Genomic DNA, 25,974 nt, shown 5'->3' on the forward strand with positions numbered 1-25,974 from the left:
CGGCGTGAGCAACGACGCCAGCCCCACCCGCCCGGTCGTCCTCGTCGCGCCGGACAAGTTCCGCGGGTCCCTCACCGCGCCGCAGGTGGTCGAGGCCGCCCGCGCGGGCGCCCGGGAGGCGGGCTGGGAGGTGCTCGGCCTGCCGATGGCCGACGGCGGCGAGGGGATGCTCGACGCCTTCGGCGGGGCCAACCGCACCTCGACGGTGACCGGGCCGCTGGGCGACCCGGTCGAGGCGCAGTGGCGGCTCGGGGAGGACGGTCTCGCGGTCGTCGAGTCGGCCGCCGCGAGCGGGCTGGTGCTGGCCGGGGGCCGGGAGGGCAACGACCCGATGGCCGCCACCAGCGCGGGGACCGGCGAGCTCGTCGCACAGGCCGTGCTGGCCGGCGCCCGGCGGGTCGTCGTCGGGCTGGGCGGCTCAGCCATGAGCGACGGCGGGCGGGGGGCCGTCGAGGCGGTGCTCGCCGGGCTGGACGGCGACCGGCCGGTCGACCGGGGCGTGGAGCTGCTCGCCGCGTGCGACGTGCAGACGCCGTTCGTCGAGGCCGCGCAGGTCTTCGGCCCGCAGAAGGGCGCGGGCTCCGACCAGGTCGTCGAGCTCACCGGCCGCCTCTTCGCCCTGCAGGGGGAGTATGTCGAGCGCTTCGGCGTCGACGTGTCGCAGACCGCCGGGGCGGGCGCCGCCGGCGGGCTCGGGGGCGGCGTGCTCGTCCTGGGCGGCGCGCTGGTGCCGGGGCTGCGGCTGGTGGCCGACCAGCTCGGGCTGGCGGAGGCGGTGGGCCGGGCCGACGCGATCGTCACCGGCGAGGGGGCGCTGGACGCGGAGTCCTTCAACGGCAAGGTCGTCGGCGGCGTCGTCGACGCGGCCGAGCCCTACGGCATACCCGTCGTCGTGGTCGCGGGCGTCGTCCGGGAGGACGCGCCGGCCGCCCGGCTGTCCGGGCTGCGCGTCGTCGACCTCTCCGCGACCTACGGGGCCGCGGCGTCCTGGAACGACACCGCCGCCTGCGTCGAGAGCGCGGTGGCGGAGCAGCTGCGCGCCCTGTCCTGAGGGCTGGGCCGGGGTTACCGGCAGGTATAGACTGTCGGCAAGATCCAAGTACCGCCGGTACCGCATACTTCCAGGAGGCCACCGTGGGCCACTACCGCAGCAACGTCCGTGACGCGGAGTTCATGCTCTTCGACGTCCTGGGGCGCCACGAGGTGCTCGGGCGCGCGCCCTACGCGGAGGTCGACGTCGACGTCGCCCGCGAGGCGCTGCGCGCCGTCGCCGACCTCGCCGAGGGCCCCATCGGCGCGTCCTTCACCGAGTCCGACCGCACCCCGCCCGTGCTCGACCCAGCCACCGGCCAGGTGAGCATGCCGGACAGCTTCGTGGCGTCGTACCAGACCTGGGTGGAGAACGAGTGGTGGCGCCTGGAGATCGAGGAGGGCCTCGGCGGCACCCCCGCTCCCCCGAGCCTCACCTGGGCGCTCTCCGAGCTCGTGCTCGGGGCGAACCCGGGCGTGAAGATGTTCGCCGCCGGCTACACCTTCTCCAACGTCCTGTACCGCCTCGGCACCCCCGAGCAGCAGCAGCTGGCCCAGCTCATGGTCGACCACGCGTGGGGGGCGACGATGATGCTCACCGAGCCGGACGCCGGCTCCGACGTCGGCGCCGGGCGGACCAAGGCGGTCAAGGCGGGCGACGGCAGCTGGCACCTCACCGGGACCAAGCGCTTCATCACCAGCGGCGTCGCGCCGTTCTACGACAACGTCCTGCACTTCGTGCTGGCCCGGCCCGAGGGCGCCGGCCCCGGCACCAAGGGCCTGTCGCTCTTCGTCGTGCCCGACCGGCACGTCCTCGACCTCGAGACCGGTGAGCTGGGCGACAAGAACGGCGTCCAGGTCACCGCCATCGAGCACAAGATGGGCCTCAAGGTGTCGACGACCTGCGAGGTCGCGCTCGGCGAGGACGAGTCGCGTCCGGCCGTCGGCTACCTCCTCGGGGAGACGCACGACGGGATCGCGCAGATGTTCCGCGTCATCGAGTACGCCCGGATGCTCGTCGGGACCAAGGCGATCGCGACGCTGTCGGCGGGCTACCAGGCGGCGCTGGGGTATGCCCGCGAGCGGGTGCAGGGCGCCGACCTCACCCAGATGGCCGACAAGACCGCGCCCCGCGTGAGGATCACCGCGCACCCCGACGTGCGCCGCTCGCTGCTGCTGCAGAAGTCCTACGCCGAGGGCCTGCGCGCCCTCATGCTGTGGACCGCGACCTTCCAGGACCAGGTGCACGCCCGCCAGGACCTCGCCGGGGACGACGCGCTGGACGGCGGCGACGACGTCGCCATGGCGGCGCGGGTCAACGACCTGCTGCTGCCGCTGGTCAAGGGCTGCGGCTCCGAGCGCGCGTTCACCCTGCTCGGCACCGAGTCGCTGCAGACCCTCGGCGGGTCCGGCTTCCTGCAGGACTACCCGATCGAGCAGTACCTGCGGGACAGCAAGATCGACAGCCTCTACGAGGGCACCACCGCCATCCAGGGCATGGACTTCTTCTTCCGCAAGATCCTGCGCGACCGCGGGCAGGCGCTGGGGTATGTCGCCGCGCAGGTCCAGCAGACCGCGTCGGCGCAGGTGGACGACGGCCTCGGCGAGGTGCGCGGCGCGGTGCTGCGGGCGCTCGGCGAGGTGGACGCGATGGTGCAGTTCATGACCGCGCGGGCCACCGAGTCGCAGCAGGAGCCGAGCGCGGTCTACGCCGTGGGTCTCGGCACCACCCGGCTGCTGCTGGCCGCCGGGGACCTGCTCGTCGGCTGGCTGCTGCTGCGCCAGGCCGAGGTGGCCCAGCAGCTGCTCGACTCCGGGGAGACCGGGCCCAGCGGGCTGAGCGCGGCCGACGAGGACGCGCGGGCCTACCTGCAGGGCAAGGTCGTCGCCGCCCGCTTCTTCGCGACCGAGGTGCTGCCGCGCCTGGGCGCCGACCGGCGCACCGTGACCTCCGCCGACGACGACCACGTCGCTGCCGTCATGGGCCTCCCCGACGCCGCCTTCTGACCCGCCCTCCCGCACAGGACGCGCCGTCCGACCACACCGGACGCGCGACCAGGCCCCACCGGACGCGTCGTCCGACCACACCGGACGCGTCGTCCGAGTACACCGGACGCGCGACCAGGCCCCACCGGACGTGCGCTCCTGCCGAGCGACCGGCATACCTTGGCCCCGGGTGCCAGACCGACGGGGTGGCGTTCGAGGTGCATCCCGTTGCCCCGGACCGGTCCGAGGACCTTGCCGACGTCGTCAACCCGAGCCGGCGCGCGACGCACTGATGGTGCGTGCCACCGGTTCGGCGGCGCCGACATCCCGGTGCTCGTGCACTCCCGGATGCGGCCGGTCGACGACGTCGCCGTCTGGAGCATCGTCTGCGTCGTCGTGCGCGGCGGGTACCGCAGGCCCGGTCACACGTCGCGGGTCATCGAAGGAGCCGTCGAGTATGCGGCAGCCCACGGCGCACCGGCGGTGGAGGCCTACCCGGTCGACCCGCCGGGGCGGATGGACACGACGATGGCGTTCGTGGAACCCGGGCGATGTTCGAGACGGTCGGTGTCGAGGTGGTGGGGCAGACCGCAGCGCCCGCGAGCCGGCTGCCGCGGCTGGTCTTGCGGCGTCACCTGTGACGGCGGCAGGACCGCACGTCTTGTGTGCGCTGACCACGCGTCCTATGCGGCCTGACCACGCGTCCTGTGCGGCCTGACCACGCGTCCTGTGCAGGTCAGGGGTAGCGCTTCAGGCGGAAGACGAAGCTGCGCATCATGAGGTACATGAAGACGGCCTCGCAGGCGCCCGCGACGAGGCGGGCGAGGAGGTACTGGACGCCGAGCCACTCCAGGGTCGTCGACAGGGCCAGGATGAAGAGCACGTAGTTGGCGAGGACGGTGACGACGTAGCGCCCCGTCTGGCGACCGAGCGGTCCGTGGCTCTGGAAGTTGAGCCACCGGTTGAGCACGAAGGCCAGCCCGAAGGCGACGACGTAGCCCGCGGTGACCGCGACCGGGTAGGGCCAGCGCAGGACGTCGAAGAGGACCGCCAGCACGGCGAGGTCGATCGCGTAGGTGGTGCCGCTGATGGCGGCGAAGCCGACCGCGGTCTCCGGGACGAGGCGCGCGACCGGCTCGGGGAGAGCACCGTGCACCCGGGCCCGCGCCCGGGCGAACGACTCGGCGGCGCTCAGTAGCCGTCGCGGCGACGCGCGTCGGCGCCGGCTCCGCGGTCGACGACCTCACGGTGGGTGGTGTTGGTGCGCTGGGTGTTCATCACCAGGCCGAGCAGCAGCGAGAGCACGCCGGCCGCCATGAAGATGTAGCCGACCATGTCCAGGTTGACCCCCTCGACGGTGGTCTGGATCGCGAAGGTGAGGACCGCGCCGACGACGAGCAGGAAGATTCCGATGCCGATACCCATGAGAGACCCTTTCGGTGTGGCTGGGGAACAGCCTAGCCCGCAGCCCTCACAGCCGCCGGTCCGACAGGACCGGGAACCCTTCGCGCACCCGGGTCACCTCGCCGGGGTCGATCTCGACCGACAGCGTCTCCTCGCCTGCCCCGGCCTCGGCCAGCACGACGCCCGAGGGGTCGACGACCGCGCTGGCCCCGCCCATCTCGACCCCGGCGTGGGTGCCCGCGGTGTTGGCCGCGACCACGTAGCACTGGTTCTCGACCGCCCGGGCCCGCAGCAGCAGCCGCCAGTGCTCCACCCGGGCCATCGGCCACGCCGACGGGATGACGAACACCTCGGCGCCCCGGTCGAGCTGCAGCCGGTAGAGCTCGGGGAACCGCAGGTCGTAGCAGGTCGACAGGGCTGCCGTCAGCCCGTCCGCGGGCGCCGGCAGCTCGGTCACGACGAGCTCGGTGCCGGCCTCCATGAGCTTGGGCTCACCCCCGCCGAAGCCGAACCGGTGGATCTTGCGGTAGGTCGCGCACACCGCGCCCTCCGGGTCGAGGACGACCGAGGTGTTCCACAGGTGCCGCCCCTCCTCCCCCGGCTCGGCCGTGCGCTCCACGTGGGACCCGGTATGCACCACGGCCCCGATCGCGCGCGTCGCCTCCGCGACCGGCACCAGGGCGGGCGGCAGGTGACCGTCCTCGAGCCCGGAGAGGTCCTGGCTGCGCTCCTCCCACTCCTTCGACGCGAAGCCGCCGGCGCTCCACAGCTCGGGCAGCAGCACCAGGTCGTGGCCCGCCCCGGCCCGCGCCACCAGCCCGGCGGCGCGCTCCGCCCGCGCCTCGACGCTCTCCTCGCTGCCGTCGGCATACCCCAGCTGGATGATGGCGACCTTCACCGTCGGCTCCTCTCGGCCAGTCTCTGCAGGTGCGCGTTGTAGGCCGTGAGCTCGGCGTCGTCGTCGCGCTCGGCCCGGCGGTCCGAGCGGGCGCTCTCGCGCTCGTCGCGGCGCATCCAGTCCACCATGACCATGAGGACGAGGACCACCGTGGGCAGCTCTCCGACCCCCCAGGCGATGGCCCCGCCGACCTGCTGGTCGGCGAGCAGGTCGGGGACCCACGGCACCTCGATCGCCTTGTAGAAGCCGGGCGCGAGCAGCCAGCTGCCCTGCATCAGCGCCAGCCCGAAGAAGGCGTGCGCGGCGAGGGTGCCGAGGAGCACGAGGATGCGCAGCGGCGCGGGCCACTTCTCCGGCCCCGGGTCCTGGCCGACGAGCGCCCACACGAAGGCGAAGCCGGCCAGGGTGAAGTGGGCGACCATGAGCACGTGCCCCACGTGGGTGGTCATCGCGAGCTCGAGCAGGCCGGTCCAGTAGAACCCGATGAGGCTGCCGAAGAAGATGACCCCGGCCACCAGCGGGTTGGCGACGAACGCCGCCCACCTCGAGTGCACCACGGCGAGGAGGACCTCGCGGGGCCCGAGGGTCTTGTCCCGGCGTGCGGGCAGCGTGCGGTAGGCGAGGGTGATGGCCTGGGCGGGGACGAGGAAGATCGGCACCCCCATCATGAGCGCCATGTGCATCATCATGTGCTGGGAGAACATGACCCGGCCGTAGACGGCCGGTGCGCCGCTGGTGACGTAGACGAACAGCGCCCACCCGAGCACCCACGCCAGCAGCCGCCACCACGGCCAGCGGTCCCCGCGCCGCCAGAGGCGTACGCAGCCCGCGGCGTAGAGCCCGACCGCCACCAGGGCGACGAGGAGGAAGAGCCAGTTGGTCTGCCACACGTCGAGCAGCCGCGCGGTGGACCACGGCGGCGGCAGGGGGTAGCCGGTGAGCGCGAAGACCGCGGTGTCGGCGTCGGTGGGCGACTCCACCACGGGCGGCGGGGTGCGCGAGAGCACCGCCCCGAGGGCGACCGCCGCCCCCATGACGGCCAGCTCCCCGGCCGCGAGCGCGCCGAACAGCCATGGTCGGTCAGCGCCCCGCGCGATGATCTGCCGGCGCTGCACCGCGCCGAAGACCCCCAGGACGGCGAGCAGCAGCACCTTGGCCCAGATGAGCGCCCAGTAGGCGGTGGTCAGGTCACCGAGGTCGTCCACGGTGAGCAGGGCGAACAGCAGCCCGGACAGGCCGATGGCGACGTAGGACCACGTGGCGAGCACCGAGTAGCGGCGCAGCGTCTCGGGGAGCGCCGGGCCGAGCAGCGGGAGCAGCAGCCCGAGCGCCATGAGCCCGCCCACCCACACGCACATGCCGACGAGGTGCAGGGCCAGGGCGGTCACGGCCGTCTCGTGGCCGTCGGTGCCGCTGGCGTGCCCGCCGTAGGCGAGCGGCAGCAGCGCGGCGAGCGCCAGCGCCGCCGCCCAGGCGAGCGAGCCGCGGGTGCGCGCGACCGCCGCGAGCGGGACGAGCAGCGCCACCAGGACCGTCTCGATGAGCCGCAGGCGCATCAGCTCCAGGCCCCACAGGTTGGCCAGCAGGTCGGACAGATAGCCGGGGGTCCCCGGGGGGATGCCGGCCAGGTCGCCGAACCCGAGCACCAGGATCGCCGCCGAGGACACCGCCCACAGCAGCGCGGACAGGGCGGCCGCCCGCGCCGCGGCCCCCCGGCGGTCGGTGCCCCGGCCCTCCCGGACCAGGAAGGCCGCCGCCACGAGCAGGCCCACGGTCAGGGCGGCCGCCAGGTGGTGGACCACCGTGAGCAGCACCATCCCCCAGCGCACCACCGGGCCGGCGTCGCCGAGCACCAGCGGTGCGGCGGCCCCGCTCAGCGCGGCCGCCGGCACCGCCACCACCAGCGCCGTCAGGAGGGTCGTCGCCGGCACGGTCCAGCGCAGGGCCGCACCCCCCGGCGCACCCTGCTGCACCGGCGGGACCGGCGGAGAGGCCTGGCGCAACGACATACCCCCATGCTACGGAGCCGCACCGACAGCCCGCGCCGGCCGCCCAGGGTCGTTAGGGTGGCGGGCATGGTCGTTCATCCCTCCCCGCCCGCCGACGTCCCCGGATACGTGGAGGCCTACCGTCAGGTGCTGCTGTCGATGGTCAACACCTGCGACGGCCTGCGCGAGGCGGAGTGGGACCTGCCCACCGACTGCCCCGGCTGGTCGGTGCGCGACCACGTGGCCCACACCGTGCACCTGGAGGACTACCTGTCCGGCTCCGAGCACCCGGTCGTCCGGCAGACCATCGAGGTCGGCTCGCCGGAGCACGTGCGGAACGAGCGGGGCGTCTGGATCGAGCAGGGGGTGCGCTCACGTGACGCCCTCACCCCGGAGCAGCTGCTCAACGAGCTGCGGGGCCTGGTCGAGATCCGCAGCGCCGACCTCTACCAGCAGGACCTCGCCATGGACTCCCCGGTCCGCTCGATGCCGGGGCGGGACTCGACCTTCGAGGAGCTGGTCCGGCGGCGCCTCTGCGACGTCTGGACCCACGAGCAGGACATCCGGGAGGCCGTGGGCCGGCCCGGGTCCCTGGACGGTGACGGCGCGGCCCAGTGGACCGCCATGGTGCTGGAGGCGCTCCCCCGCGTGGTGCTGCGCCGCGTCGCCCCCGAGCCGGGCACCGTCGTCATCCTCGAGAGCACGGGCCCGGTGACCGGGCGGTCCGGGGTGCGCATCGACGTCGACGAGGACGGCGAGCCGGTGGCGCACGAGCTCTTCAGCGGGCACTCCGCGGAGGAGGGCGAGGAGGTGCCGGTCACCGACTCCGGCGAGGAGGCGACCACGACCATCTCGATGTCCACCCACGCCCTCGCGCGCCGGACCGCCGGTCGGACCACCACCGAGGACACGGCCTACCACGTGCACGGCGACGAGGAGCTGGCCCGGACCGTGCTCGACGCCCTCGTCCTGGCGCGCTGAGGCTCAGCGCCTCCGCGCGCCCCGGCTGAAACACCACAGCCCACCGACGAAGAGCGCGAGCACCGCCAGCACGGTGCCCGCCACCCACAGCCCGGGCCCCCACCCGAGCGTGACGTCGAGGATGACGGCCACGAGCGCGATGGCCAGCCCGCCCTGGGCGGCCAGCCGGGTGGCGCGGAACTGCGCCAGCGCCTCGGCCCGGTCGGCCTCGCTGCCGGTCACCAGCCGGGCCGCCGGCTCCAGCCGGCGGCTCACCGCCTGGAGCACGGCATACCCGAGGAAGAACCCGGCCCCCAGCACCGCGACCCGGGTGTTGCCGCGGGACAGCCCGACGACCAGCACCACCACCGCGGCGAGGGTCGTCAACGCGGTGAAGATGCGGTCCTTGAGGCGGGGCCGGGGCATGGGGCGATGGTATGCCGTGCCCGTCACCCCCTCGCCCGCCCGACGGGCCCAGCCCCCTCCCCGCCCGTCACGACCCCACGGCGCTGCGGCGGCCGGGGTGCCACAGCGGTGGACGGACCTGCCGGGGCCTGCTACGTTCACAAGGTCTTCAATCAGCGGGACCAAGGAGCTGATGCACAGGATCAGTCCGGGTCCGCCATCCCGCAGCCGTGACCGAGCGAGACCTCTGTCACCCGGGCTGCGCGACCGTCGTCGGCGTGGCATGCGCGCGCCGGGCGATGTCGAGCGTTGGCGGACGACGACGATGACGTCCTGTGCCCTCAGAGCCCACCAGACCCGCCGGGCCACGGTGCGAGACCCACCGGAACCCGGCCTGCGAGGGGCTTGGCCGTCCAGGGACGACGGCAGGGCTCCCTGGGGGTCGGCCGGGCAGGGACACCGGCCGACCCCCATAACCGCCTCCGTCGCAGCGTCCCGGACGCGCTGCCGCACCGCTCCCACCACGTAGGCTGGCCGACTGTGACCGACACCTCCCCCGCCACGTCGCAGCACGCCACCCGCAGCCGGAAGTGGCTCCCGCTGGACCTGCTGCGCGGCTTCCTCATCGGCATGGCCGAGCTCATCCCCGGGGTCTCCGGCGGCACCGTCGCCCTCGTCACCGGGCTCTACGAGCAGCTCATCGGCAGCGCCTCGCACGTCGTCTCGGCGGCCAAGGCGCTGGTGGTCGGCGGTGAGCACGGCCGGGTCCAGGGAGCCCTGACCGAGCTGCGCCGCACCAACTGGTGGCTGCTCGTCCCGGTCATGACGGGGATGGCGCTGGCCGTGCTCACCGTCGCCGGGGTGATGAGCCGTTTCGTCACCGAGTCGCCGGAGCACGCCCGCGGGCTCTTCCTCGGCATGGTCGCGACCAGCGTGGTCGTGCCGCTGCGGATGCTGACCGAGCGGCGTCGACCGGTCTGGCTGGAGGTCGTGCTGGCGGTGGGAGCGGCCGTGCTGGCCTGGACGCTCATCGGCTTCGCCGGCGGTCAGGCCGTCGCCGACCCCCCGCTGACCCTCGTCTTCGGTGCCGCCGCGGTGGCCATCTGCGCGCTGGTGGTGCCGGGGGTGTCCGGGTCGTTCTTCCTGCTGGCGGTCGGGCTCTACACCACCACCCTCGACGCGGTGGACTCCCGCGACCTCGTCTACATCGGCGTCTTCGCCCTGGGGGCGGCCACCGGGCTGGCGTCCTTCGTCCAGCTGCTCAGCTGGCTCCTGGAGCACCACCGCCGGTCCACGCTCATCGTCATGGCCGGCCTCATGGTCGGCTCGCTGCGCGCCCTGTGGCCCTGGCAGGAGTCGGCCGGTGGCGACGACCACGGCCCGGGAGCCCTGGTGGCGCCCTACGCCCCGGTCCTCGGCCCGGTCCTGCTGGCCCTCCTCGGCGCCGCCGTCGTCGCCGTGCTCGTGGTCGTCGAGGCCCGCAGCAGCGACGGTGACGCGGGGCGGGACAGCGACGGCTGAGCCGCGCGGCGGCATACCGATCTGGACAGAGGGTTCTGGGACCCGTCGTCCAGAAACGTATGTCCAGAAGTCCGGCTCAGGCCCAGGCGAGCGCCCGGGCAGGGTCCTCCAGGAGGGTGGCCAGGTCGGAGAGGAACCGCGAGCCCAGCTCGCCGTCGATGAGCCGGTGGTCGAAGCTCACCGCGAGCTGGGTGACCCAGCGCGGTTCGATCCGCTCGTGCTCGCCCCCGCCGACGACCCACGGCATCCGCCGGACCGCGCCGAAGCAGACGATCGCGGACTCGCCCGGGTTGATGATCGGGGTGCCGGTGTCGACGCCGAAAACCCCGACGTTGGTGATGGTGATGGTGCCGCCGGACATGTCGGCCGGCTGCGTGCGCCCGGCCTTGGCGGTCGCCACGAGGTCGGTCATCGCCTCGGCGAGCTGCCGCAGGTCCATGAGGTCGGCGTCCTTGATGTTCGGGACGACCAGCCCGCGCGGGGTCGCGGCGGCGATGCCGAGGTTGACGTAGTTGCGCTGCACGATCTGCTGCGCGTCCTCGTCCCAGACGGCGTTCATGCCCGGGTTGCGCCGGACCGCGACCGTCATCGCCTTGGCCAGGACGAGGAGCGGGTTGATCCGCAGGTCACGGAACGCCCGGTCCGCCTTGAGCCGGTCGATGAGCTCCATCGTCCGGGTGACGTCGACGGTGATGAACTCGGTGACGTGCGGCGCGCTGAAGGCCGACCCGACCATGGCCTGGGCGGTCATCTTGCGCACGCCCTTGACGTCGGTGCGCTCCTCCCGATCGCCGGAGCGGTCGAACACCGGCCGCTGGTATGCCGACCGCCCGGCCTCGCCGGCCGTCTCACCCGAGCGACCGCCAGCCTCGGGCGCGGGGGAACCATTCGCGACGCCCGGTGGGGTCGAGGGGGAACCATCCGCGACGCCCGGTGGGGTCGAGGGCGAACCATCCGCGGCGCCCGGTGGGGTGGTGGGCGCGGCGCCGGCGCCCTCCAGGTGGGCGTCGATGTCGGAGCGGCGCACGATGCCGGTCGGGCCGGCCGCGGCCACCGCGTTGATGTCGACGCCGCGGTCCTTGGCGTACTTGCGCACCGGCGGTGAGGCCTTGGCCTTGCGCTGCGGGGCGGCCGCGGTCTCGGCCTCGGCGCCGGAGGCCCCCCGGCGGCGCTTGCGGCGGGTGGTCGAGCCCTCGATCGCCCCGTAGCCGACGAGCATCGCCTCGCGGGTGCTGCCGGTGCCGCCCTCGCCGCCCTCGGGCGGGCTGGGCACCAGGTCGTCGGACGCCGCGGCGTCCTCGTCGGTGACGTCCTCGACGTCCGTGCCGGACTGCTCCCCCGCGCCGTCCTCGCCCTCACCACCGGTGCCGTCGTCGACGACCACGATGGGCGTGCCGACCTCGACCTCGTCGCCCTCGGCGGCCAGGATCTTGGTCACCGTGCCCTCCCACGGGATGGGCAGCTCGACGAGCGACTTCGCGGTCTCCACCTCGACCACGATGTCGTTGGTCTTCACGGTGTCGCCCTCGGCGACCTTCCACTGGATGATCGTCGCCTCGACGAGGCCTTCGCCGGGGTCGGGGAGCTTGAACTCGGGCACGAGGGCCGCCTCCTGGGTGGACTGGCTGAGCTGGTCTGGGCGTGAGCGGGTGGGTCAGTACTCGAGCAGGGTCTCGACGGCGTGCAGGACGCGGTCGAGGTCGGGGAGGAAGACCTCCTCGTGCCGGCTCGGCGGGTAGGGGATGTTGTAGCCGCCGACCCGCAGGACCGGCGCCTCGAGGTGGTAGAAGCAGTGCTCCTGCACGTGCGCCGCGAGCTCGGAGGTGATGCTGGCGAAGGTCTGCGCCTCGGACAGCGCGATGCACCGCCCCGTCTTCCTCACCGACGCCTCGATGACGTCGGTGTCCAGCGGCGACAGCGAGCGCAGGTCGACGACCTCGATCGACGGGCCGTCCTCCAGCTCGGCGGCCTGGGCGGCGGCGTGCGCCACCTTGACCATCGGGCCGTAGGTGAGCACGGTGACGTCGCTGCCCTCGACCCGGACGACGGCGTCCTCGAGCGCGTGCGGCGCGTCCTCCAGCGCCCCGCCGTGCTCGCCGAGGTCGAGGACCCCGCGCTCGTGGTAGCGGCGCTTGGGCTCGTAGAACACGACAGGGTCGTCGCTGGCGATCGCCTGCTGCATCATCCAGTAGGCGTCCTCGGTGCTGGAGCACGTGACGACCCGCAGCCCGGCGGTGTGCGCGAAGTAGGACTCGTTGGACTCGCTGTGGTGCTCGACCGCCCCGATGCCGCCGCCGTAGGGAATGCGGATGACCATCGGCACCTTGAGCGCACCCAGGCTGCGGTTGTGCATCTTGGCGACCTGGCTGACGATCTGGTCGAAGGCGGGGTAGACGAACCCGTCGAACTGGATCTCGACGACCGGGCGGTAGCCGCGCAGCGCCATACCGACCGCGGCGCCCATGATCCCGGACTCGGCGAGCGGGGTGTCGACGACGCGGTCCTCGCCGAAGTCCTTCTGCAAACCCTCCGTGATGCGGAAGACGCCGCCGAGCTTGCCGACGTCCTCGCCCATGAGGACGACCTTGGGGTCGCGCTCCATGGCCGCGCGCATGCCGGCGTTGAGCGCCTTGGCGATGGTCATCCGGGTCGCCGTGCCCGGCGCGGTCTGCGTGCTCATCGGTGCCCCTCAGTCCTCGAAGTCGGCCTGGTAGTCGGCGAAGACCTGCGCCTCGCGCTCGACCAGCCGGTGCGGCTCGGCGTACACGTGCGCGAACATCTCCTCGTGCGGCGGGTCGGGCATCGTCTGGCACGCCTTGCGGATCCGGGCGGCGAGCCGGTCGGCCTCGGCCTGGGTCTCCTCGACCCAGGCGTCGTCGACGGCCCCGGTGCTCGTGAGGTATGCCGTCATCCGGTCGATCGGGTCCTTCGCCTTCCAGGCGTCGACCTCGGCGGAGATGCGGTACTTCGTCGGGTCGTCGGAGGTCGTGTGGGCCCCCATGCGGTAGGTGAACGCCTCGACGAGGGTCGGGCCCTGCCCGCTGCGGGCGCGGTCGAGGGCGTAGCGGCTCACGGCATAGCTGGCGAGCACGTCGTTGCCGTCGACCCGGATCCCGGGGAAGCCGAAGCCGTCGGCGCGGCGGTAGGGCGGGATGGTGAACTGCCGGTCGTTGGGCTCGGAGATCGCCCAGTGGTTGTTCTGCACGTAGAACACGACGGGCGCGTTGGTCACCGCGGCGAAGACGAGCGACTCGTTGAAGTCGCCCTGCGCGGTGCCGCCGTCACCGGTGAACGCCATGACGGCGGTGTCCCGCTCGGGGTCGCCGGTGCCGACCGCGCCGTCCCGGTCCACGCCCATGGCGTAGCCGACGGCGTGCAGCATCTGGTTGCCGATGACGATGGTGTAGAGGTGGAAGTTGTTGTCGTTGGAGTCCCACCCGCCGTGGTTGACCCCCCGGAACATGCCGAGCAGGTTCTCCGGGTCCACCCCCTTGCACCAGGCCACGCCGTGCTCGCGGTAGCCGGGGAAGGCGTAGTCCTGCGGCCTCATCGCCCGCCCGGGACCGACCTGGGCGGCCTCCTGGCCGAGCAGGCTGGGCCACAGCCCGAGCTCGCCCTGGCGCTGCAGCGCGAACCCTTCGGCGTCGACGCGACGGACCAGGATGAGGTCGCGCAGCAGCCCGCGCAGGTCGTCGTCGTCGAGGTCGTCGAGGTATGCGGCGTACGGCTCGGTCTGCGGGGTCACCTCCAGCCGGGTGCCGTCCGCGGCGAGGAACTGGACCATGTCCGGCCCGCCGTCGGTGATGTCCCGCTCCGGTGGTGCGTGGCCGGTGGGGGTGGCGCCCTCCGGCGCGACCTCGTCGTCGCTCACCCAAAAACTCCTTCTGCCGTTGACCTGGCCGGAACGTTACCGCAGACGTCAACCTGACCTCGGGGCACCGGGCACGCCCCGGCGCCGGGCGGCCCGGGCCCGGGTGGCACGAGCCTCCGGCGATCCCGTGGGCTCAGGCCCGCTCGCGCCCGTCCGGGAGCAGCATGCTCACGAACAGCGAGACGATCGAGATGATGATCGACCCGAGGACGGCGTCCCAGAAGAAGTCGTCGACGCTGAAGTTGAGACCGAGGACACCGGACAGCCAGGACGTCAGCAGCAGCATGAGCGCGTTGATGACGACGAGGAAGAGCCCGAGGGTCAGCACGATGAGCGGCAGCGAGAGCAGCTGGACCAGCGGGCGGACGACGGCGTTGACGAGGCCGAAGACGAGCGCGACACCGATGATGGTGAGCAGCTGCGACACGCCCTGCCCGCCGAACTCGATGCCGGAGACGATGGCGGAGGCGACCCAGAGGGCGACACCGTTGGCGACGATCGTGGCGAGGAGCTTCATACCCGCATCGTCCCACGGGAGGGCGTGGCTACGCTGACCTCATGACCGAGCAGCCCTGCCCCGTCCGCCTGCGCTCCGCCCTGGCCGGTGTCCCCGCGTACGTCCCGGGGAAGCCGCCGGCGCCGGTCGAGGGGGTCACCGCCTACAAGATCTCCTCCAACGAGAACCCGCACCCCCCGCTGCCCTCGGTGCTGGACGCGATCTCGCGGGCCGCGCAGGACGTCAACCGCTACCCGGACATGGGCGTGGTGGCGCTCACCGAGGCGCTGGCCGCCGACCTCGGCGTGCCGGCCGGGCACGTCGCCACCGGCACCGGCAGCGTCGCCGTCCTCACCCAGCTCGTCGCGATCACCTGCGACCCGGGCGACGAGGTGGTCTACGCCTGGCGCAGCTTCGAGGCATACCCGATCGTCGTCGCGCTCTCCGGTGCGACCTCGGTGCAGGTGCCGCTGGACCAGGACGCCCGGCACGACCTGGACGCGATGGCCGACGCCATCACCGAGCGCACCCGGCTGGTGCTCGTCTGCACCCCCAACAACCCGACCGGCCCGGCGGTCCGCGCCGACGAGCTCGAGGCCTTCCTCGACCGGGTGCCCACCGACGTGCTCGTCGTCATCGACGAGGCCTACCTCGAGTTCACCACCGAGGAGTCGGTGCCGGACGCGCTCGCCGTCGCCGAGGCGCGGGCCAACGTCGTGGTGCTGCGCACCTTCTCCAAGGCCTACGGGCTGGCCGGGCTGCGGGTGGGGTATGCCGTGGCGCACCCCGAGATCGCGACCGCCCTGCGCAAGGCGGCGACGCCGTTCGGGGTGACCGACCTGGCGCAGCAGGCGGCGATCGCGAGCCTCGAGGCGCGGGACGAGCTGCTGGCGCGGGTCGAGGAGCTGGTGGCCGAGCGTGACCGGGTCGTTGCGGCCCTGCGCGAGCAGGGGTGGGACGTGCCGCAGGCGCAGGGCAACTTCTGCTGGCTGCCGCTCGCCGACGACGCCGTGCCCTTCGCCCAGGCGGCCCAGGCCCGCGGGCTCATGGTGCGCCCGTTCGCCGGCGACGGGGTCCGGTGCACCATCGGCGAGACCGAGGCCAACGACCGGCTGCTGGACGTGGCGCGGGAGTGGCTGTCGACGCGCGCCTGAAGGGGCGGGTCTGAGGACGCTCCTCAGGTGTGCCGGTTGCCGAGCATCCGCCGGGTGACCGTCGCGACGACGTACGTCATCACCCAGCTGGTGACCGCGACGATCACCGTCGGCACCAGCACCCCCTGGCCCTGCTGGGCCACCGCGAGGCCGAAGAACCACGGCACGGTCATCCCGAGCGACCCGGCCGTGGCCATCATCCAGCCGCGGCCACGGGGACCGGCGATGAGCTGGGCGGCGACCGCCATGACGGCGAGGTTGCCGTAGGCCATGAGGACCTGGAAGACCTCGCCGGACCCTCGTTGCACGCTCCAGGACTGGCCGGCCACCCAGGCGAGGATGCCGCCGAGCAGCATGACCGGGATGCCCTTGCGCAGGGAGCCGGTGGCCACGGCGGTGGAGCCGTGGGGGGAGAGAGTCATCGGGCCTCCTTCGGTCCCTCCACAGTAGTCGGCCGCGCGGCGGGCGGGTCGGGCGCGACGCTACGATCCAGGTGACGTGTCCGTCACTCGAGGGAGAGCGCAACCGATGGAGGAGCCGATCCAGCCGGCCGAGGACGTCGTCGACGCGATGCCCGAGGTGCTCGACCTGGCCTCCTCCTTCCCCGAGGTGACGCGGGAGCAGTGGGAGGAGCAGGCCGTCCGGGTGCTCAACCGCAGACGCCCCGCCGACCGCCAGCTCTCCGCCGAGCAGTGCCTCGACGCCCTGCGCACCCGCACCGTCGACGGGCTGACGATCGAGCCGCTCTACCCCTCCTCGGAGGGTGACCTGGGGCAGCCGGGCGTCGCGCCGTTCCGCCGGGGCACCACGGTCCGGACCGGGGGCGCGTGGGACGTGCGGGCCCTGCACGACGACCCGGACACCACCGCCGGCGCGGACGCGGTGCTGGCCGACCTCGAGCGCGGCGCCACCTCGCTGTGGGTCGAGGTCGGGGCCGGCGCGGTCGCGCCGAGCGACCTCGGTCGGCTCCTCTCGGGCGTCGAGCTGGGCCTCGCGCCCGTCGTCGTCTCCAGCGAGGACGACCAGGGCACCGCGGCGCGCGCGCTGCTCGCCGTCTCCGTCGAGCGCGGTGTGCCGCTCGCCCCGGGCAGCAACCTCGGCCTCGACCCGGTGGCGCACGCCGCGATCACCGGGAGGCCGGTCGACGTCGCGGGGGTCGGTGAGCTGGCCGCCTACGTCCGCACCCGGCACCCCGGGGTCCGGGCGGTGACCGTCGACGGATGCGTCTACCACGACGCGGGCGGCTCCGACGTCGACGAGCTGGCGCTGAGCGTGGCCGCCGGGATCGCCCACCTGCGCATCCTGGACGCCGCCGGGGTCGGGCCGGCGCAGGCCGCCGACCAGGTGGACTTCCGCGTCTCGGCGGGCGCCGACCAGTTCCTCACCATCGCCCGGCTCCGGGCGCTGCGGGTGCTGTGGGCCCGGGTGCTCCAGGAGTGCGGGGTGCCGGAGCGGCAGCGAGGGGCGCGCCAGCACGCGGTGACCTCGTGGCGGATGCTCACCCGGGACGACCCGTGGGTCAACATGCTGCGCGCGACGACCGCCACCTTCGCCGCGGCGGTCGGGGGCGCCGAGGCCGTCACTGTGCTGCCCTTCGACCACGTGCACGGCTTCCCCGACGCCTTCTCCCGCCGGGTGGCCCGCAACACGCAGGTGGTGCTGGCCGAGGAGGCCGGGATCGGCCGGGTCACCGACCCCGCCGGGGGGTCGGGTTACGTCGAGTCGCTCACCGACGACCTCGCCGCACGGGCCTGGGAGGTGGTGCAGCGGGTCGAGGCCGAGGGCGGTCTCGTGCACGCGCTCGACCACTCGTCGCTCGTGCAGGACCTGCTCGCCGCGAGCCGGGAGGAGCGGGCCCGGCGGGTCGCGGACCGCACCGCCCCCATCACCGGTGTCAGCAGCTTCCCCGCGGTCGACGAGACCCCCCTGGTGCGCGTGCCCCGGCCCGCGCGGGCCACCGGCGGGCTGCCGCGCGTCCGGGACGCCGCTGTCTTCGAGGCCCTGCGCGACCGGTCCTCCGCCCACGCCGAGCGGCACGGCGCACCCCCGCAGGTGCTGCTCGCCGGGATCGGCGCCCGGCGCGACTTCGGCGCCCGGGAGACCTTCACCACCAGCCTCCTCGCGGCCGCCGGCATCCGGGGGAACCTTGTAGAGGGCACCGACCCTCAGGTCTTCGCGACCGCGCTGCAGGAGCTCGGCCCGCCCGTGGCGATCCTCACCTCCTCCGCCGACCGCTACGCCGAGCACGGCCCCGCCGTCGCCCGCGCCCTCCGGGAGGCCGGCGCGCGCCGGGTGCTCCTCGCCGGCTCCGAGCGCGAGCTGGGCAGCGACGCCGCGCCCCTCGTCGACGGCACGGTGCGGGCCGGCATGGACGTGGTCGCCTTCCTCGACGGCCTGCTCGACACCCTGGAGGTGGCCCGATGACCATCCCCGACTTCAGCCAGGTCCCGCTCTCCCCTCACCCCGACCGAGCGTCGCGAATGGTTGCTCCCGAGCCCGACCGAGCGTCGCGAATGGTTGCTCCCGACCCGGCGTCCGACCCGGCGTCCGACGACCGGGCCGGCGGCACGGCATACCCCGAGCTGCCCGAGCCGTGGCACACCCCCGAGCACATCGAGGTCGCCCCGGTCTACGGGCAGGACGACCTGGCGCCGCTGGACTTCCTGCGCACCTGGCCGGGGCTGCCGCCGTTCCTGCGCGGGCCTTACCCGACGATGTACGTCAACCAGCCGTGGACCATCCGGCAGTACGCCGGCTTCTCCACCGCGCAGGAGTCCAACGCGTTCTACCGGCGCAACCTCGCGGCCGGCCAGAAGGGGCTGTCGGTCGCCTTCGACCTCGCCACCCACCGCGGTTACGACTCCGACCACCCGCGGGTCGAGGGCGACGTGGGCATGGCCGGGGTGGCGATCGACTCGATCCTCGACATGCGCCAGCTCTTCGACGGCATCCCGCTGGACCAGATGTCCGTCTCGATGACCATGAACGGCGCCGTGCTGCCGGTGCTCGCGCTGTATGTCGTGGCCGCCGAGGAGCAAGGGGTGGCACCGGAGCAGCTCTCGGGGACGATCCAGAACGACATCCTCAAGGAGTTCATGGTCCGCAACACCTACATCTACCCGCCGGGGCCGTCGATGCGGATCATCTCCGACATCTTCGCGTTCACCAGCGCGCGGATGCCGCGGTTCAACTCCATCTCGATCTCCGGCTACCACATCCAGGAGGCCGGGGCCACGGCCGACCTCGAGCTCGCCTACACCCTGGCGGACGGGGTGGAGTACCTCCGCGCCGGCCAGGCCGCCGGGCTCGACGTCGACGCCTTCGCACCGCGGCTGTCCTTCTTCTGGGGCATCGGGATGAACTTCGCGATGGAGGTCGCCAAGCTGCGCGCGGCCCGCCTGCTCTGGGCGCGGCTCGTGCAGCGCTTCGGCGCGCAGGACCCGAAGTCGCTGTCGCTGCGCACGCACAGCCAGACCTCCGGCTGGTCGCTCACCGCGCAGGACGTCTACAACAACGTCACCCGCACCTGCATCGAGGCGATGGCGGCGACCCAGGGGCATACCCAGTCGCTGCACACCAACGCCCTCGACGAGGCGATCGCGCTGCCGACCGACTTCAGCGCGCGCATCGCCCGCAACACCCAGCTGTTCCTGCAGCAGGAGTCGGGCACCACCCGGGTCATCGACCCGTGGGGCGGCAGCGCCTACGTCGAGCGGCTCACCCACGACCTGGCGCGCGCCGCGTGGGCGCACATCGAGGAGGTCGAGGAGGCCGGGGGTATGGCGTCGGCCATCGAGGCGGGCATCCCCAAGATGCGGGTCGAGGAGGCGGCGGCGCGCACCCAGGCGCGGATCGACGGCGGCACGCAGCCGCTCGTCGGGGTCAACCGGTATCCCCTGGAGCAGCCCGAGAGCCTCGACGTGCTCAAGATCGACAACGCGCAGGTCCGGCGCGACCAGCTGGCCAAGCTGGAGCGGCTGCGCGCCGAGCGCGACGAGGACGCCTGCCGGGCGGCGCTGGCGACGCTCACCGAGGGTGCCCGGGCGGCGGTGGAGGACGGCAGCGAGCCGGACCCGGGCGACCTGTCGCAGAACCTCCTCGCCCTGGCCATCGACGCCGCCCGGGCGCACGCCACCGTCGGGGAGATCTCGGACGCGATGGAGGAGGTCTTCGGGCGCTACACCGCGCAGGTGCGGACCATCAGCGGTGTCTACGCGAAGGAAGCCATGGGATCGAGCGGGACGGGGTCGCTGGAGCGGACGCTGGCGCTGGTGGAGGAGTTCGAGGCGGCCGAGGGCCGGCGGCCGCGGATCCTCGTGGCCAAGATGGGCCAGGACGGGCACGACCGGGGTCAGAAGGTCATCGCCACCGCCTTCGCCGACCTGGGCTTCGACGTCGACGTCGGCCCGCTCTTCCAGACCCCGGCCGAGGCCGCCCGGCAGGCGGTCGAGGGCGACGTGCACGTCGTCGGGGTGTCGTCGCTGGCCGCGGGTCACCTCTACCTCGTGCCGGCCCTGCGGCGGGAGCTCGACGAGCTGGGCCGGGAGGACATGATGATCGTCGTCGGCGGCGTCATCCCCGAGGGCGACATGGCGCAGCTGCACGAGCTGGGCGCCGACGCGATCTACCCCCCGGGCACCGTGATCCCCGTCGCCGCCGCCGAGCTGGTGCGGCAGCTGGCCGAGCGGCTCGGGCACGCGGGTGGCACGGACGCCGGCGACATCCCGGACGACGACACGTCACACGGCGGCGACGACTCTCAGGGTGGTCGCCCGGGTGCCTAGGCCGGTCGACGTCGACGACCTGGCCCAGGGCGTCGCCTCCGGCTCCCGCGCGCACCTCGCGCGGGCGATCACGCTGGTCGAGTCCACCCACCCCGACCACCGCGCTGCCGCCCGTGACCTGCTGCGGCGGTTGACGCCGGGCACGGGCGACACCGCATACCCCCAGGTCGGGAGTGACGCACCCGGGTCCGAGCCCACCCCTCCCACCCCCTCGGTGCGCCTGGGCATCTCGGGGGTGCCGGGTGCGGGCAAGTCGACGTTCATCAACGCGCTCGGGCTGCGGCTCATCGAGGACGGCCACCGGGTGGCCGTGCTGGCGGTCGACCCGTCCTCGGCGCGTTCGGGCGGGTCGATCCTCGGCGACCGGACCCGGATGGGCGAGCTGTCCTCCTCCCCCGACGCCTTCGTGCGCCCCTCGCCGACCGGTCTGCACCTCGGCGGTGTCGCCCGGGCCACGCGGGAGTCGATGATCGTCGTGGAGGCAGCCGGGTTCGACGTCGTCGTCGTCGAGACCGTCGGGGTGGGCCAGTCCGAGGTCGCCGTCGCGGAGATGGTCGACACGTTCCTGCTGCTGACGCTGGCCCGGGCGGGCGACCAGCTCCAGGGCATCAAGCGCGGCATCCTCGAGATCGCCGACGTCATCGCGGTCAACAAGGCGGACGGCTCGCACGTCGCGGAGGCCCGGGGCACGGCTCGCGAGCTGTCGATCGCCATGCGGCTGCTGCGGGGCGGTGAGGGCGAGCGACGCGTGCCGGTCCTCACCTGCAGCGCCCTGACCGACGACGGTCTCGACGAGGTATGGCGCGCCGTCCTCGACCACCGCGCCCACCTCGAGTCCTCGGTCGAGGGAGGGCTCGCCCGGCGGCGCGGCGAGCAGCAGCTGCAGTGGTTGTGGGCGCTGCTGCAGACCGAGCTGTGGTCGACCTTCCGGGGGACGCCGGCCGTGCGGGAGGTGGCCGGGCAGGTGGAGCGCGAGATCCGCGAGCAGCGGATCAGCGCGGTGGAGGGGGCCCAGCGGATCCTCGCAGCCTTCGGCCGGTCGGCCGCCGACCTCCCCTGGTCGCGCTGACGGACGCCGCGGCGGCCCCAGCCTCTCCTCACCCCATACCCTCCTCACCCCCGCACACGCTCCTAGCCCTCGCCCCCACACCCACTCCTCCCTCCCGGCCCCCACGCAGCGGCGTTCCCACGCAGACCTCGAGGTCCCCCTGCTCAGTTCGGCACGGTGCCGGCGTCGATGCGCTCGCCCAACGACGTGTCGACCACGACCTCCACGCCGAGCGGGATGACGTCCCCCAGGCGGGAGACGAGGTCGGCCGTGTCAGGGACATCACCAGGGGTGCGGACCTCGACGTGCAGCTGCAGGTGCTTCCAGGTGACGTCGGTCACCTCCGAGTCCGGCACCGCGGTGATCCACTCCTCCGCGACGGTCCTGGCGTCCAGGGAGAGGTTGGCCAGGTAGACGGTGAAGGCGGTGTTGAGCAGCAGGGGCACGCTCACCAAGGTCAGCGAGATCGCCAGGACTGCTGCTGGCCTGCGCATCGTGCCGTACTTGGTCCGGCCCTCCCGCAGCGCTGCTGCGCGGCCCTCGACGGCATACCCGCAGAAGCTGAAGACCAGGGTGCCGGCGAGGACCAGGGCGACCAGGTTCGACAGGAAGAGCAGGAGCGCCCCCAGCGCCAGCGCCGTGTAGCCCTCCCCGAGGCAGACGCCGGTCACGGCGAGGGGCGGGACCAACGAGATCGAGATCGCGACCCCGGGCAGCACCGCCGCGATGTCCCGGCGGGCCAGCGCCACCGCTCCCGCCGTCCCGGTCGCGACGGCGGCGACCAGGTCGAGCAGTCCCGGGGACGTCCGCCCCATGATCTGGTCGTTGTGCTCGATGTCGAAGGAGGTGGGCAGGGTGAGGGAGGCCAGCCACCCGATCGCGATGACCAGGGCCACACCGGACACGACGAAGAGCAGGGCCTTGGTGCGGCGGCGCTCGATGACACCGAGCGCCAGGCCCATGATCGGTTGTGACAGAGGGGCGATGATCATGGCGCCGATGACCGTGGCCACCGAGTCCGCGAGGACACCGGCCGTGGCGATCACCCCGGAGAGGAGGAGCAAGGTCCAGAAGGCGGACTGCTTGGAGGCGGTGTCGCCCCGGTCGAGGTGCAGGTCACCAGCGAGCTCCTCGAGCGAGCGTCGCTGCGCCGGGGGGATCAGACGGTCTCGCACGGCATGAGGCATGACCCATGTTCCGCCGGAGGTGACCGTCCTGGCAACAGAGCCGCAGTCACCCATCCCTCGTCCTCACCTCCTGCTCGACCAACGACGTCGTCCACACCTCGGCGCGTCGGCAGTACACCGTCGAACACATGTTCTATTATAGAGGTAGATCGACACCGCGGTCGTCACCGGATGTGGCGTCCTCTCGGGAAGGGGGTGCGATCGTGGCGACCGTCAGTCCAGCGGACCAGGCCAGGGCTCAGACCTTCCTGCAGCACGCCCTGGGCATGACCGGGATGAGCCCGGACTCGGTCGCCGTCCTGACGCAGGCGGCCCTCGCGGTCGGAGCGGTCGAGTCGGGCGCCCCGCTCGAGTCCAGCGTCGTCGCACTGCCCGCCTCCCCTCCCCACCATGGGAAGGCCGCCGGCGGTGCGGCGCCGACCGCCTCGGTCACCCCCATCTCAGCGGCCGGACCAGCCGGCACCCCCATCTCAGCGGCCCCTTCGACCGGTTCGGCGGGCCCTGCCGCCAGTCCAGGGTCGACAGCACCACCGCGCGGTGCCCCCGCCGGCGCCTCCGTCGATGACCACCTCGCTCGCGCGCGTTCCCTGCTGACGGTGGTCGAGAGCGTGACGCAGGCGGCTGCGCGGCTCGACGCCGCCCTGGTGCTGGCTGCCCGACAGCAGACGGCCGCGATCGGCAGGTCCTTGCTCGCCGAGCGCGACGTCAGCTCACCCGACGACCTGAGCGCATCACAGCGGGTCCGGTGGCGGGCTCGCGCCAAGGCGTTGTCGCGTCACGAGATCGAGGCGGCGACCGGGTGGGGGCCCGGCGAGGTCGTGGACCTGGTCGGCCTGGCCACGGCGCCGCTCGAAGCCTCCGAGCCGGTCATCGAGGCGATGGCGAGCGGGGTCGCACCGTGGCGCCTGGCGAGGTCGTTCTGGCGAGACTGCGGTTCCCTGGGCGCGGAGGAGGCCGCACACGTGGCGGGTGCACTCTTCGGCACGGACCCGGACACCTGCGCCCCCGAGCGCCTCGACCCCGACGGAGAGGTGAGCGAGGGGCCGTGGTTCCACCGGGAGTTCCGGGCCGCCCTGCGACGCGAGGTGACCAGGATGCGGAGCACGGACGTCGCGGCGGCCCGGGCAGCGCGCGAGGCGGCTCTGGCGAGCCGGGCCATGAGCGTCACGGTCGACGAGGACGGCACCGGCGCGTCATCCTCCTCGGCTCAGCCCTCCAGGTGACCGCGGTCGCGGACCGCATCGACCAGGCGGCCCGTCGCGCGCGCTCCGCGGGGGACGAGCGCACGCTGGCCCAGCTGCGCACCGACATCGGGCTGACGCTGATGCTGCACGGCACGGTACTGCCGCCGGGCTCTGCGTCGTCGAGCGGGAGCGGCGACCCGCAGCTCACGCTGACCGACACCGGGGTGGAGTGGGCCCCGGAGCTCGCCCAGGCCCTGTCCGGCATGCCCGCGGCCACCCTGCAGGTCGTCGTCCCCGTGTCCGCCCTGCACGGCACGACACCGACCACGCCCGCGAGTCAGGCCCCCACCCCACCTGACCACGGTGCGGAGGAGGCCGGCCACGTCGAGCGGCACCAGTCCGAACCCACGGACGGCGCGACCCCAGCCGACGATCCTCTGCCGGTCGGCCAGGTGCTGGGGGCGCACTCTGCCTTCGTCTCCCTGGACCAGATCCACGACCTCGCGGTGCTCCCCGGCACCGTCCTGGAGCGGCTGCTCGTCGACCCCGCCGACGGCCGGTGCGTCGAACGGTCCATCGACCGCTACCGCCCCGATGCCGCCATGCGGACCCAGATCCTCGCGGCCGACGTCACCTGCCGAGCACCCGGATGCACGGTGCACGCGGCAGCATGCCAGCTCGACCACGTCATCGAGCACGGCACGCCGGGCGGCGTCACGGCAGAGACCAACCTGGCTGCGTTGCACGTCGGGCACCACCACCCCAAGACCCTCAAGGCGTGGGACAGCTCGTTGGCCAGCAACCGGGACATGACGTGGACGAGCCTGCTCGGCCGTCTGTACCGGACGCGCTCACACGACTACCGCCAGTACGCCACGCTCCTCACCGACGCCGTCGACCGCGCCTACGACAGCACCCTCAGCGATGCCCAGGACGCCGAACGTCGTGGTGGGCCTGGGAGCGCCGCACCAGGCACGCTGCACCAGATCGACCGGGAGATCCTGCTGGCTCTGGCCTTCCGGGCCGGCGACGAGAGCCTCCAGGCGGGCGACGACACGGTCGAACCCGACGCGATGCGCTTCGGTGGGTGGGGCTTCGTCTCCCTGACCCACACGGACGACCGCGGCGTGCGACGGTCGGGCCCGAGCGGGGCACTTCTCGCCGAGAGAGCCGCCGCGCAGGCTGCCTCGCAGATTCCCTCGGACCGCCCCGCCAGGACCGAGCGCGGCCCCGGCAGCTCACAGGAAGCGGACCATGCGGCCGGCGCATCACCGGGTCAGGACCGCCTCACGCAGGACCGGGGCCACCGGTCGGCGCAACGCCTCCGTCGCGATGAGGGCCCGCCACCCTTCTGACAGCGACAGCCCCTGCTGCACCAGCGCGACGACAACGTGACGACAACGCGACGATCGTCGGCCAGCTCCCCCAGCGGACAGCGCGGGTTCAGCCCTCGTGGACCGGGGAGACCTCTTCGCCCGCGTAGGACACCACCTGGCCGGGCCGGATCTGCGTCCCGCGGCGCATGCTGACCTCCCCGTCGACCATGACCTCGCCGTTCTCGATGACCATCCGGGCCATCGCCCCGTCAGGCACCAGCCCGGCCAGCTTCAGCAGCTGCCCCAGCCGGATGCTCTGGTCGCGGATCGACACGGTCATCACCTCGGCGGCCGACGCCCCCTCGACGAGGTCGGCGTGCTCGGGGTGCCTCTCGAGGTAGTCCGGGACGAACGGACAGGTGGGGCGCACCAGCAGGTCCTCGGCGCGGGCATACTGCAGCGCCTCCTCGACCAGCCGCCCACCGAGACCCTGCCCGCGGGCGGCGGGGTCGACCACGGTGTGCTGGAGGTCCAGGACACCGCCGTCGAGCTCGTAGGACAGGTACCCGATCGAGCGGTCACCCTCCTGGGCTTCCCAACGGCTCTGGTCGGCGAGATGGACGATGTGCGTCATGGCTCCAGGGTATGCCGTCGCGCAGGCATGCCGGCGCGCGTCAGACCAGACCGTGGCTCACGTCTGCGCCCGGCCAGACCGTGGCCCACGACTGCGCCCAAGCTGGCCG

22 protein-coding genes are annotated in these 25,974 nt (G+C 73.3%); 10 read left to right on the forward strand and 12 right to left on the reverse strand.

Going from position 1 to position 25,974, the window contains the following annotated elements; translation table 11 throughout:
- The first annotated feature begins 4 nt into the window (after positions 1-4).
- Positions 5-1,051 carry a glycerate kinase gene (locus EUS26_RS01600; RefSeq protein WP_130011406.1) on the forward strand — a complete coding sequence of 349 codons (1,047 nt, stop codon included), beginning with the start codon at positions 5-7 and terminating at the stop codon, positions 1,049-1,051.
- 83 nt (positions 1,052-1,134) lie between these two features.
- Positions 1,135-3,036: an acyl-CoA dehydrogenase gene (locus tag EUS26_RS01605; protein ID WP_130011407.1), complete on the forward strand. Its 1,902-nt coding sequence runs from the start codon at positions 1,135-1,137 to the stop codon at positions 3,034-3,036.
- A 715-nt stretch (positions 3,037-3,751) separates the two neighbouring features.
- On the opposite strand, the gene EUS26_RS01615 is transcribed toward EUS26_RS01605, so the two are convergent.
- From EUS26_RS01615 to EUS26_RS01630, 4 genes are read right to left on the reverse strand one after another with little or no spacing between them, the layout of a single operon-like run.
- Positions 3,752-4,171: a GtrA family protein gene (locus tag EUS26_RS01615; protein WP_130011408.1), complete on the reverse strand. Its 420-nt coding sequence runs from the start codon at positions 4,169-4,171 to the stop codon at positions 3,752-3,754.
- A gap of 35 nt (positions 4,172-4,206) precedes the next feature.
- On the reverse strand, positions 4,207-4,440 hold the full coding sequence (locus EUS26_RS01620) for a DUF6458 family protein (protein ID WP_130011409.1): 234 nt from the start codon (positions 4,438-4,440) through the stop codon (positions 4,207-4,209).
- Between the two features lie 46 nt (positions 4,441-4,486).
- A complete protein-coding gene (locus tag EUS26_RS01625; RefSeq protein ID WP_130011410.1) occupies positions 4,487-5,317 on the reverse strand; it encodes a carbon-nitrogen family hydrolase in 831 nt (276 codons plus the stop codon).
- On the reverse strand, positions 5,314-7,326 hold the full coding sequence (locus EUS26_RS01630) for a bifunctional copper resistance protein CopD/cytochrome c oxidase assembly protein (protein WP_130011411.1): 2,013 nt from the start codon (positions 7,324-7,326) through the stop codon (positions 5,314-5,316). The genes EUS26_RS01625 and EUS26_RS01630 overlap by 4 nt, the downstream gene beginning before the upstream one ends.
- Before the next feature lie 66 nt (positions 7,327-7,392).
- Between EUS26_RS01630 and EUS26_RS01635 the strand changes: the two genes are divergently transcribed.
- Positions 7,393-8,286 carry a maleylpyruvate isomerase family mycothiol-dependent enzyme gene (locus EUS26_RS01635; RefSeq protein ID WP_165368458.1) on the forward strand — a complete coding sequence of 298 codons (894 nt, stop codon included), beginning with the start codon at positions 7,393-7,395 and terminating at the stop codon, positions 8,284-8,286.
- A 3-nt stretch (positions 8,287-8,289) separates the two neighbouring features.
- Here the strand turns inward: EUS26_RS01635 and EUS26_RS01640 are convergent, their stop codons facing one another.
- Positions 8,290-8,691 (reverse strand): hypothetical protein, encoded by a 402-nt coding sequence (locus EUS26_RS01640; protein WP_130011413.1) that lies wholly within the window; start codon positions 8,689-8,691, stop codon positions 8,290-8,292.
- Positions 8,692-9,210: 519 nt separating this feature from the next.
- Between EUS26_RS01640 and EUS26_RS01645 the strand changes: the two genes are divergently transcribed.
- Positions 9,211-10,191, forward strand: a complete 981-nt coding sequence (locus EUS26_RS01645) for a DUF368 domain-containing protein (RefSeq protein ID WP_130011414.1) — start codon at positions 9,211-9,213, stop codon at positions 10,189-10,191.
- A 76-nt stretch (positions 10,192-10,267) separates the two neighbouring features.
- On the opposite strand, the gene EUS26_RS01650 is transcribed toward EUS26_RS01645, so the two are convergent.
- The 4 genes from EUS26_RS01650 to EUS26_RS01665 all read right to left on the reverse strand — a co-directional run bounded on the left by EUS26_RS01650 (position 10,268) and on the right by EUS26_RS01665 (position 14,579).
- Entirely contained in the window at positions 10,268-11,791 is a 1,524-nt protein-coding gene (locus EUS26_RS01650; RefSeq protein WP_130011415.1) for a dihydrolipoamide acetyltransferase family protein, read from the reverse strand.
- A 54-nt stretch (positions 11,792-11,845) separates the two neighbouring features.
- Positions 11,846-12,871 carry an alpha-ketoacid dehydrogenase subunit beta gene (locus tag EUS26_RS01655; protein WP_130011416.1) on the reverse strand — a complete coding sequence of 342 codons (1,026 nt, stop codon included), beginning with the start codon at positions 12,869-12,871 and terminating at the stop codon, positions 11,846-11,848.
- 9 nt (positions 12,872-12,880) lie between these two features.
- A complete protein-coding gene (gene pdhA, locus EUS26_RS01660) occupies positions 12,881-14,062 on the reverse strand; it encodes a pyruvate dehydrogenase (acetyl-transferring) E1 component subunit alpha (protein WP_130011417.1) in 1,182 nt (393 codons plus the stop codon).
- Between the two features lie 133 nt (positions 14,063-14,195).
- Positions 14,196-14,579 (reverse strand): phage holin family protein, encoded by a 384-nt coding sequence (locus tag EUS26_RS01665; RefSeq protein WP_130011418.1) that lies wholly within the window; start codon positions 14,577-14,579, stop codon positions 14,196-14,198.
- 41 nt (positions 14,580-14,620) lie between these two features.
- On the opposite strand from EUS26_RS01665, the gene hisC reads away from it, so the two are divergent.
- On the forward strand, positions 14,621-15,712 hold the full coding sequence (gene hisC, locus EUS26_RS01670) for a histidinol-phosphate transaminase (protein WP_130011419.1): 1,092 nt from the start codon (positions 14,621-14,623) through the stop codon (positions 15,710-15,712).
- A 23-nt stretch (positions 15,713-15,735) separates the two neighbouring features.
- Here hisC and EUS26_RS01675 read toward each other — a convergent pair whose 3' ends face one another.
- Positions 15,736-16,134, reverse strand: coding sequence for a hypothetical protein (locus EUS26_RS01675; RefSeq protein ID WP_130011420.1), 399 nt, complete (start codon positions 16,132-16,134; stop codon positions 15,736-15,738).
- Between the two features lie 106 nt (positions 16,135-16,240).
- Between EUS26_RS01675 and EUS26_RS01680 the strand changes: the two genes are divergently transcribed.
- From EUS26_RS01680 to meaB, 3 genes are all read left to right on the forward strand, one after another.
- Complete coding sequence (locus EUS26_RS01680; protein WP_130011421.1) at positions 16,241-18,136, forward strand: methylmalonyl-CoA mutase family protein; 1,896 nt, start codon at positions 16,241-16,243, stop codon at positions 18,134-18,136.
- Between the two features lie 89 nt (positions 18,137-18,225).
- Entirely contained in the window at positions 18,226-20,496 is a 2,271-nt protein-coding gene (gene scpA / locus EUS26_RS01685) for a methylmalonyl-CoA mutase (protein WP_475297230.1), read from the forward strand.
- The gene (meaB, locus tag EUS26_RS01690; RefSeq protein ID WP_130011423.1) at positions 20,489-21,565 is read left to right on the forward strand and encodes a methylmalonyl Co-A mutase-associated GTPase MeaB; all 1,077 of its coding nucleotides are present in this window, start codon (positions 20,489-20,491) and stop codon (positions 21,563-21,565) included. Before scpA ends, meaB begins: the two co-directional genes overlap by 8 nt.
- 143 nt (positions 21,566-21,708) lie before the next feature.
- On the opposite strand, the gene EUS26_RS01695 is transcribed toward meaB, so the two are convergent.
- Positions 21,709-22,719, reverse strand: coding sequence for a DUF389 domain-containing protein (locus EUS26_RS01695; RefSeq protein ID WP_202864999.1), 1,011 nt, complete (start codon positions 22,717-22,719; stop codon positions 21,709-21,711).
- A 608-nt stretch (positions 22,720-23,327) separates the two neighbouring features.
- Here EUS26_RS01695 and EUS26_RS01700 point away from each other — a divergent pair.
- Positions 23,328-23,954, forward strand: a complete 627-nt coding sequence (locus EUS26_RS01700) for a hypothetical protein (RefSeq protein ID WP_130011425.1) — start codon at positions 23,328-23,330, stop codon at positions 23,952-23,954.
- On the forward strand, positions 23,951-25,270 hold the full coding sequence (locus EUS26_RS01705; RefSeq protein WP_130011426.1) for an HNH endonuclease signature motif containing protein: 1,320 nt from the start codon (positions 23,951-23,953) through the stop codon (positions 25,268-25,270). The genes EUS26_RS01700 and EUS26_RS01705 overlap by 4 nt, the downstream gene beginning before the upstream one ends.
- An 88-nt stretch (positions 25,271-25,358) precedes the next feature.
- Here EUS26_RS01705 and EUS26_RS17625 read toward each other — a convergent pair whose 3' ends face one another.
- Positions 25,359-25,865, reverse strand: a complete 507-nt coding sequence (locus tag EUS26_RS17625) for a GNAT family N-acetyltransferase (RefSeq protein ID WP_130011427.1) — start codon at positions 25,863-25,865, stop codon at positions 25,359-25,361.
- Positions 25,866-25,974 lie beyond the last annotated feature (109 nt).

The organism is Serinicoccus sediminis (assembly GCF_004153545.1).
Lineage (GTDB): Bacteria > Actinomycetota > Actinomycetes > Actinomycetales > Dermatophilaceae > Ornithinicoccus > Ornithinicoccus sediminis_A.

Excerpts from the sequence above, each read along its gene's own strand:
- EUS26_RS01620 (WP_130011409.1), bottom strand. The coding sequence starts at position 4,440 with ATGGGTATCGGCATCGGAATCTTCCTGCTCGTCGTCGGCGCGGTCCTC.
- EUS26_RS01630 (WP_130011411.1), bottom strand. The coding sequence starts at position 7,326 with ATGTCGTTGCGCCAGGCCTCTCCGCCGGTCCCGCCGGTGCAGCAGGGT.
- EUS26_RS01635 (WP_165368458.1), top strand. The coding sequence starts at position 7,393 with ATGGTCGTTCATCCCTCCCCGCCCGCCGACGTCCCCGGATACGTGGAG.
- EUS26_RS01640 (WP_130011413.1), bottom strand. The coding sequence starts at position 8,691 with ATGCCCCGGCCCCGCCTCAAGGACCGCATCTTCACCGCGTTGACGACC.
- EUS26_RS01655 (WP_130011416.1), bottom strand. The coding sequence starts at position 12,871 with ATGAGCACGCAGACCGCGCCGGGCACGGCGACCCGGATGACCATCGCC.
- EUS26_RS01665 (WP_130011418.1), bottom strand. The coding sequence starts at position 14,579 with ATGAAGCTCCTCGCCACGATCGTCGCCAACGGTGTCGCCCTCTGGGTC.
- hisC (WP_130011419.1), top strand. The coding sequence starts at position 14,621 with ATGACCGAGCAGCCCTGCCCCGTCCGCCTGCGCTCCGCCCTGGCCGGT.
- EUS26_RS01675 (WP_130011420.1), bottom strand. The coding sequence starts at position 16,134 with ATGACTCTCTCCCCCCACGGCTCCACCGCCGTGGCCACCGGCTCCCTG.
- EUS26_RS01680 (WP_130011421.1), top strand. The coding sequence starts at position 16,241 with ATGGAGGAGCCGATCCAGCCGGCCGAGGACGTCGTCGACGCGATGCCC.
- scpA (WP_475297230.1), top strand. The coding sequence starts at position 18,226 with ATGGTTGCTCCCGACCCGGCGTCCGACCCGGCGTCCGACGACCGGGCC.
- EUS26_RS17625 (WP_130011427.1), bottom strand. The coding sequence starts at position 25,865 with ATGACGCACATCGTCCATCTCGCCGACCAGAGCCGTTGGGAAGCCCAG.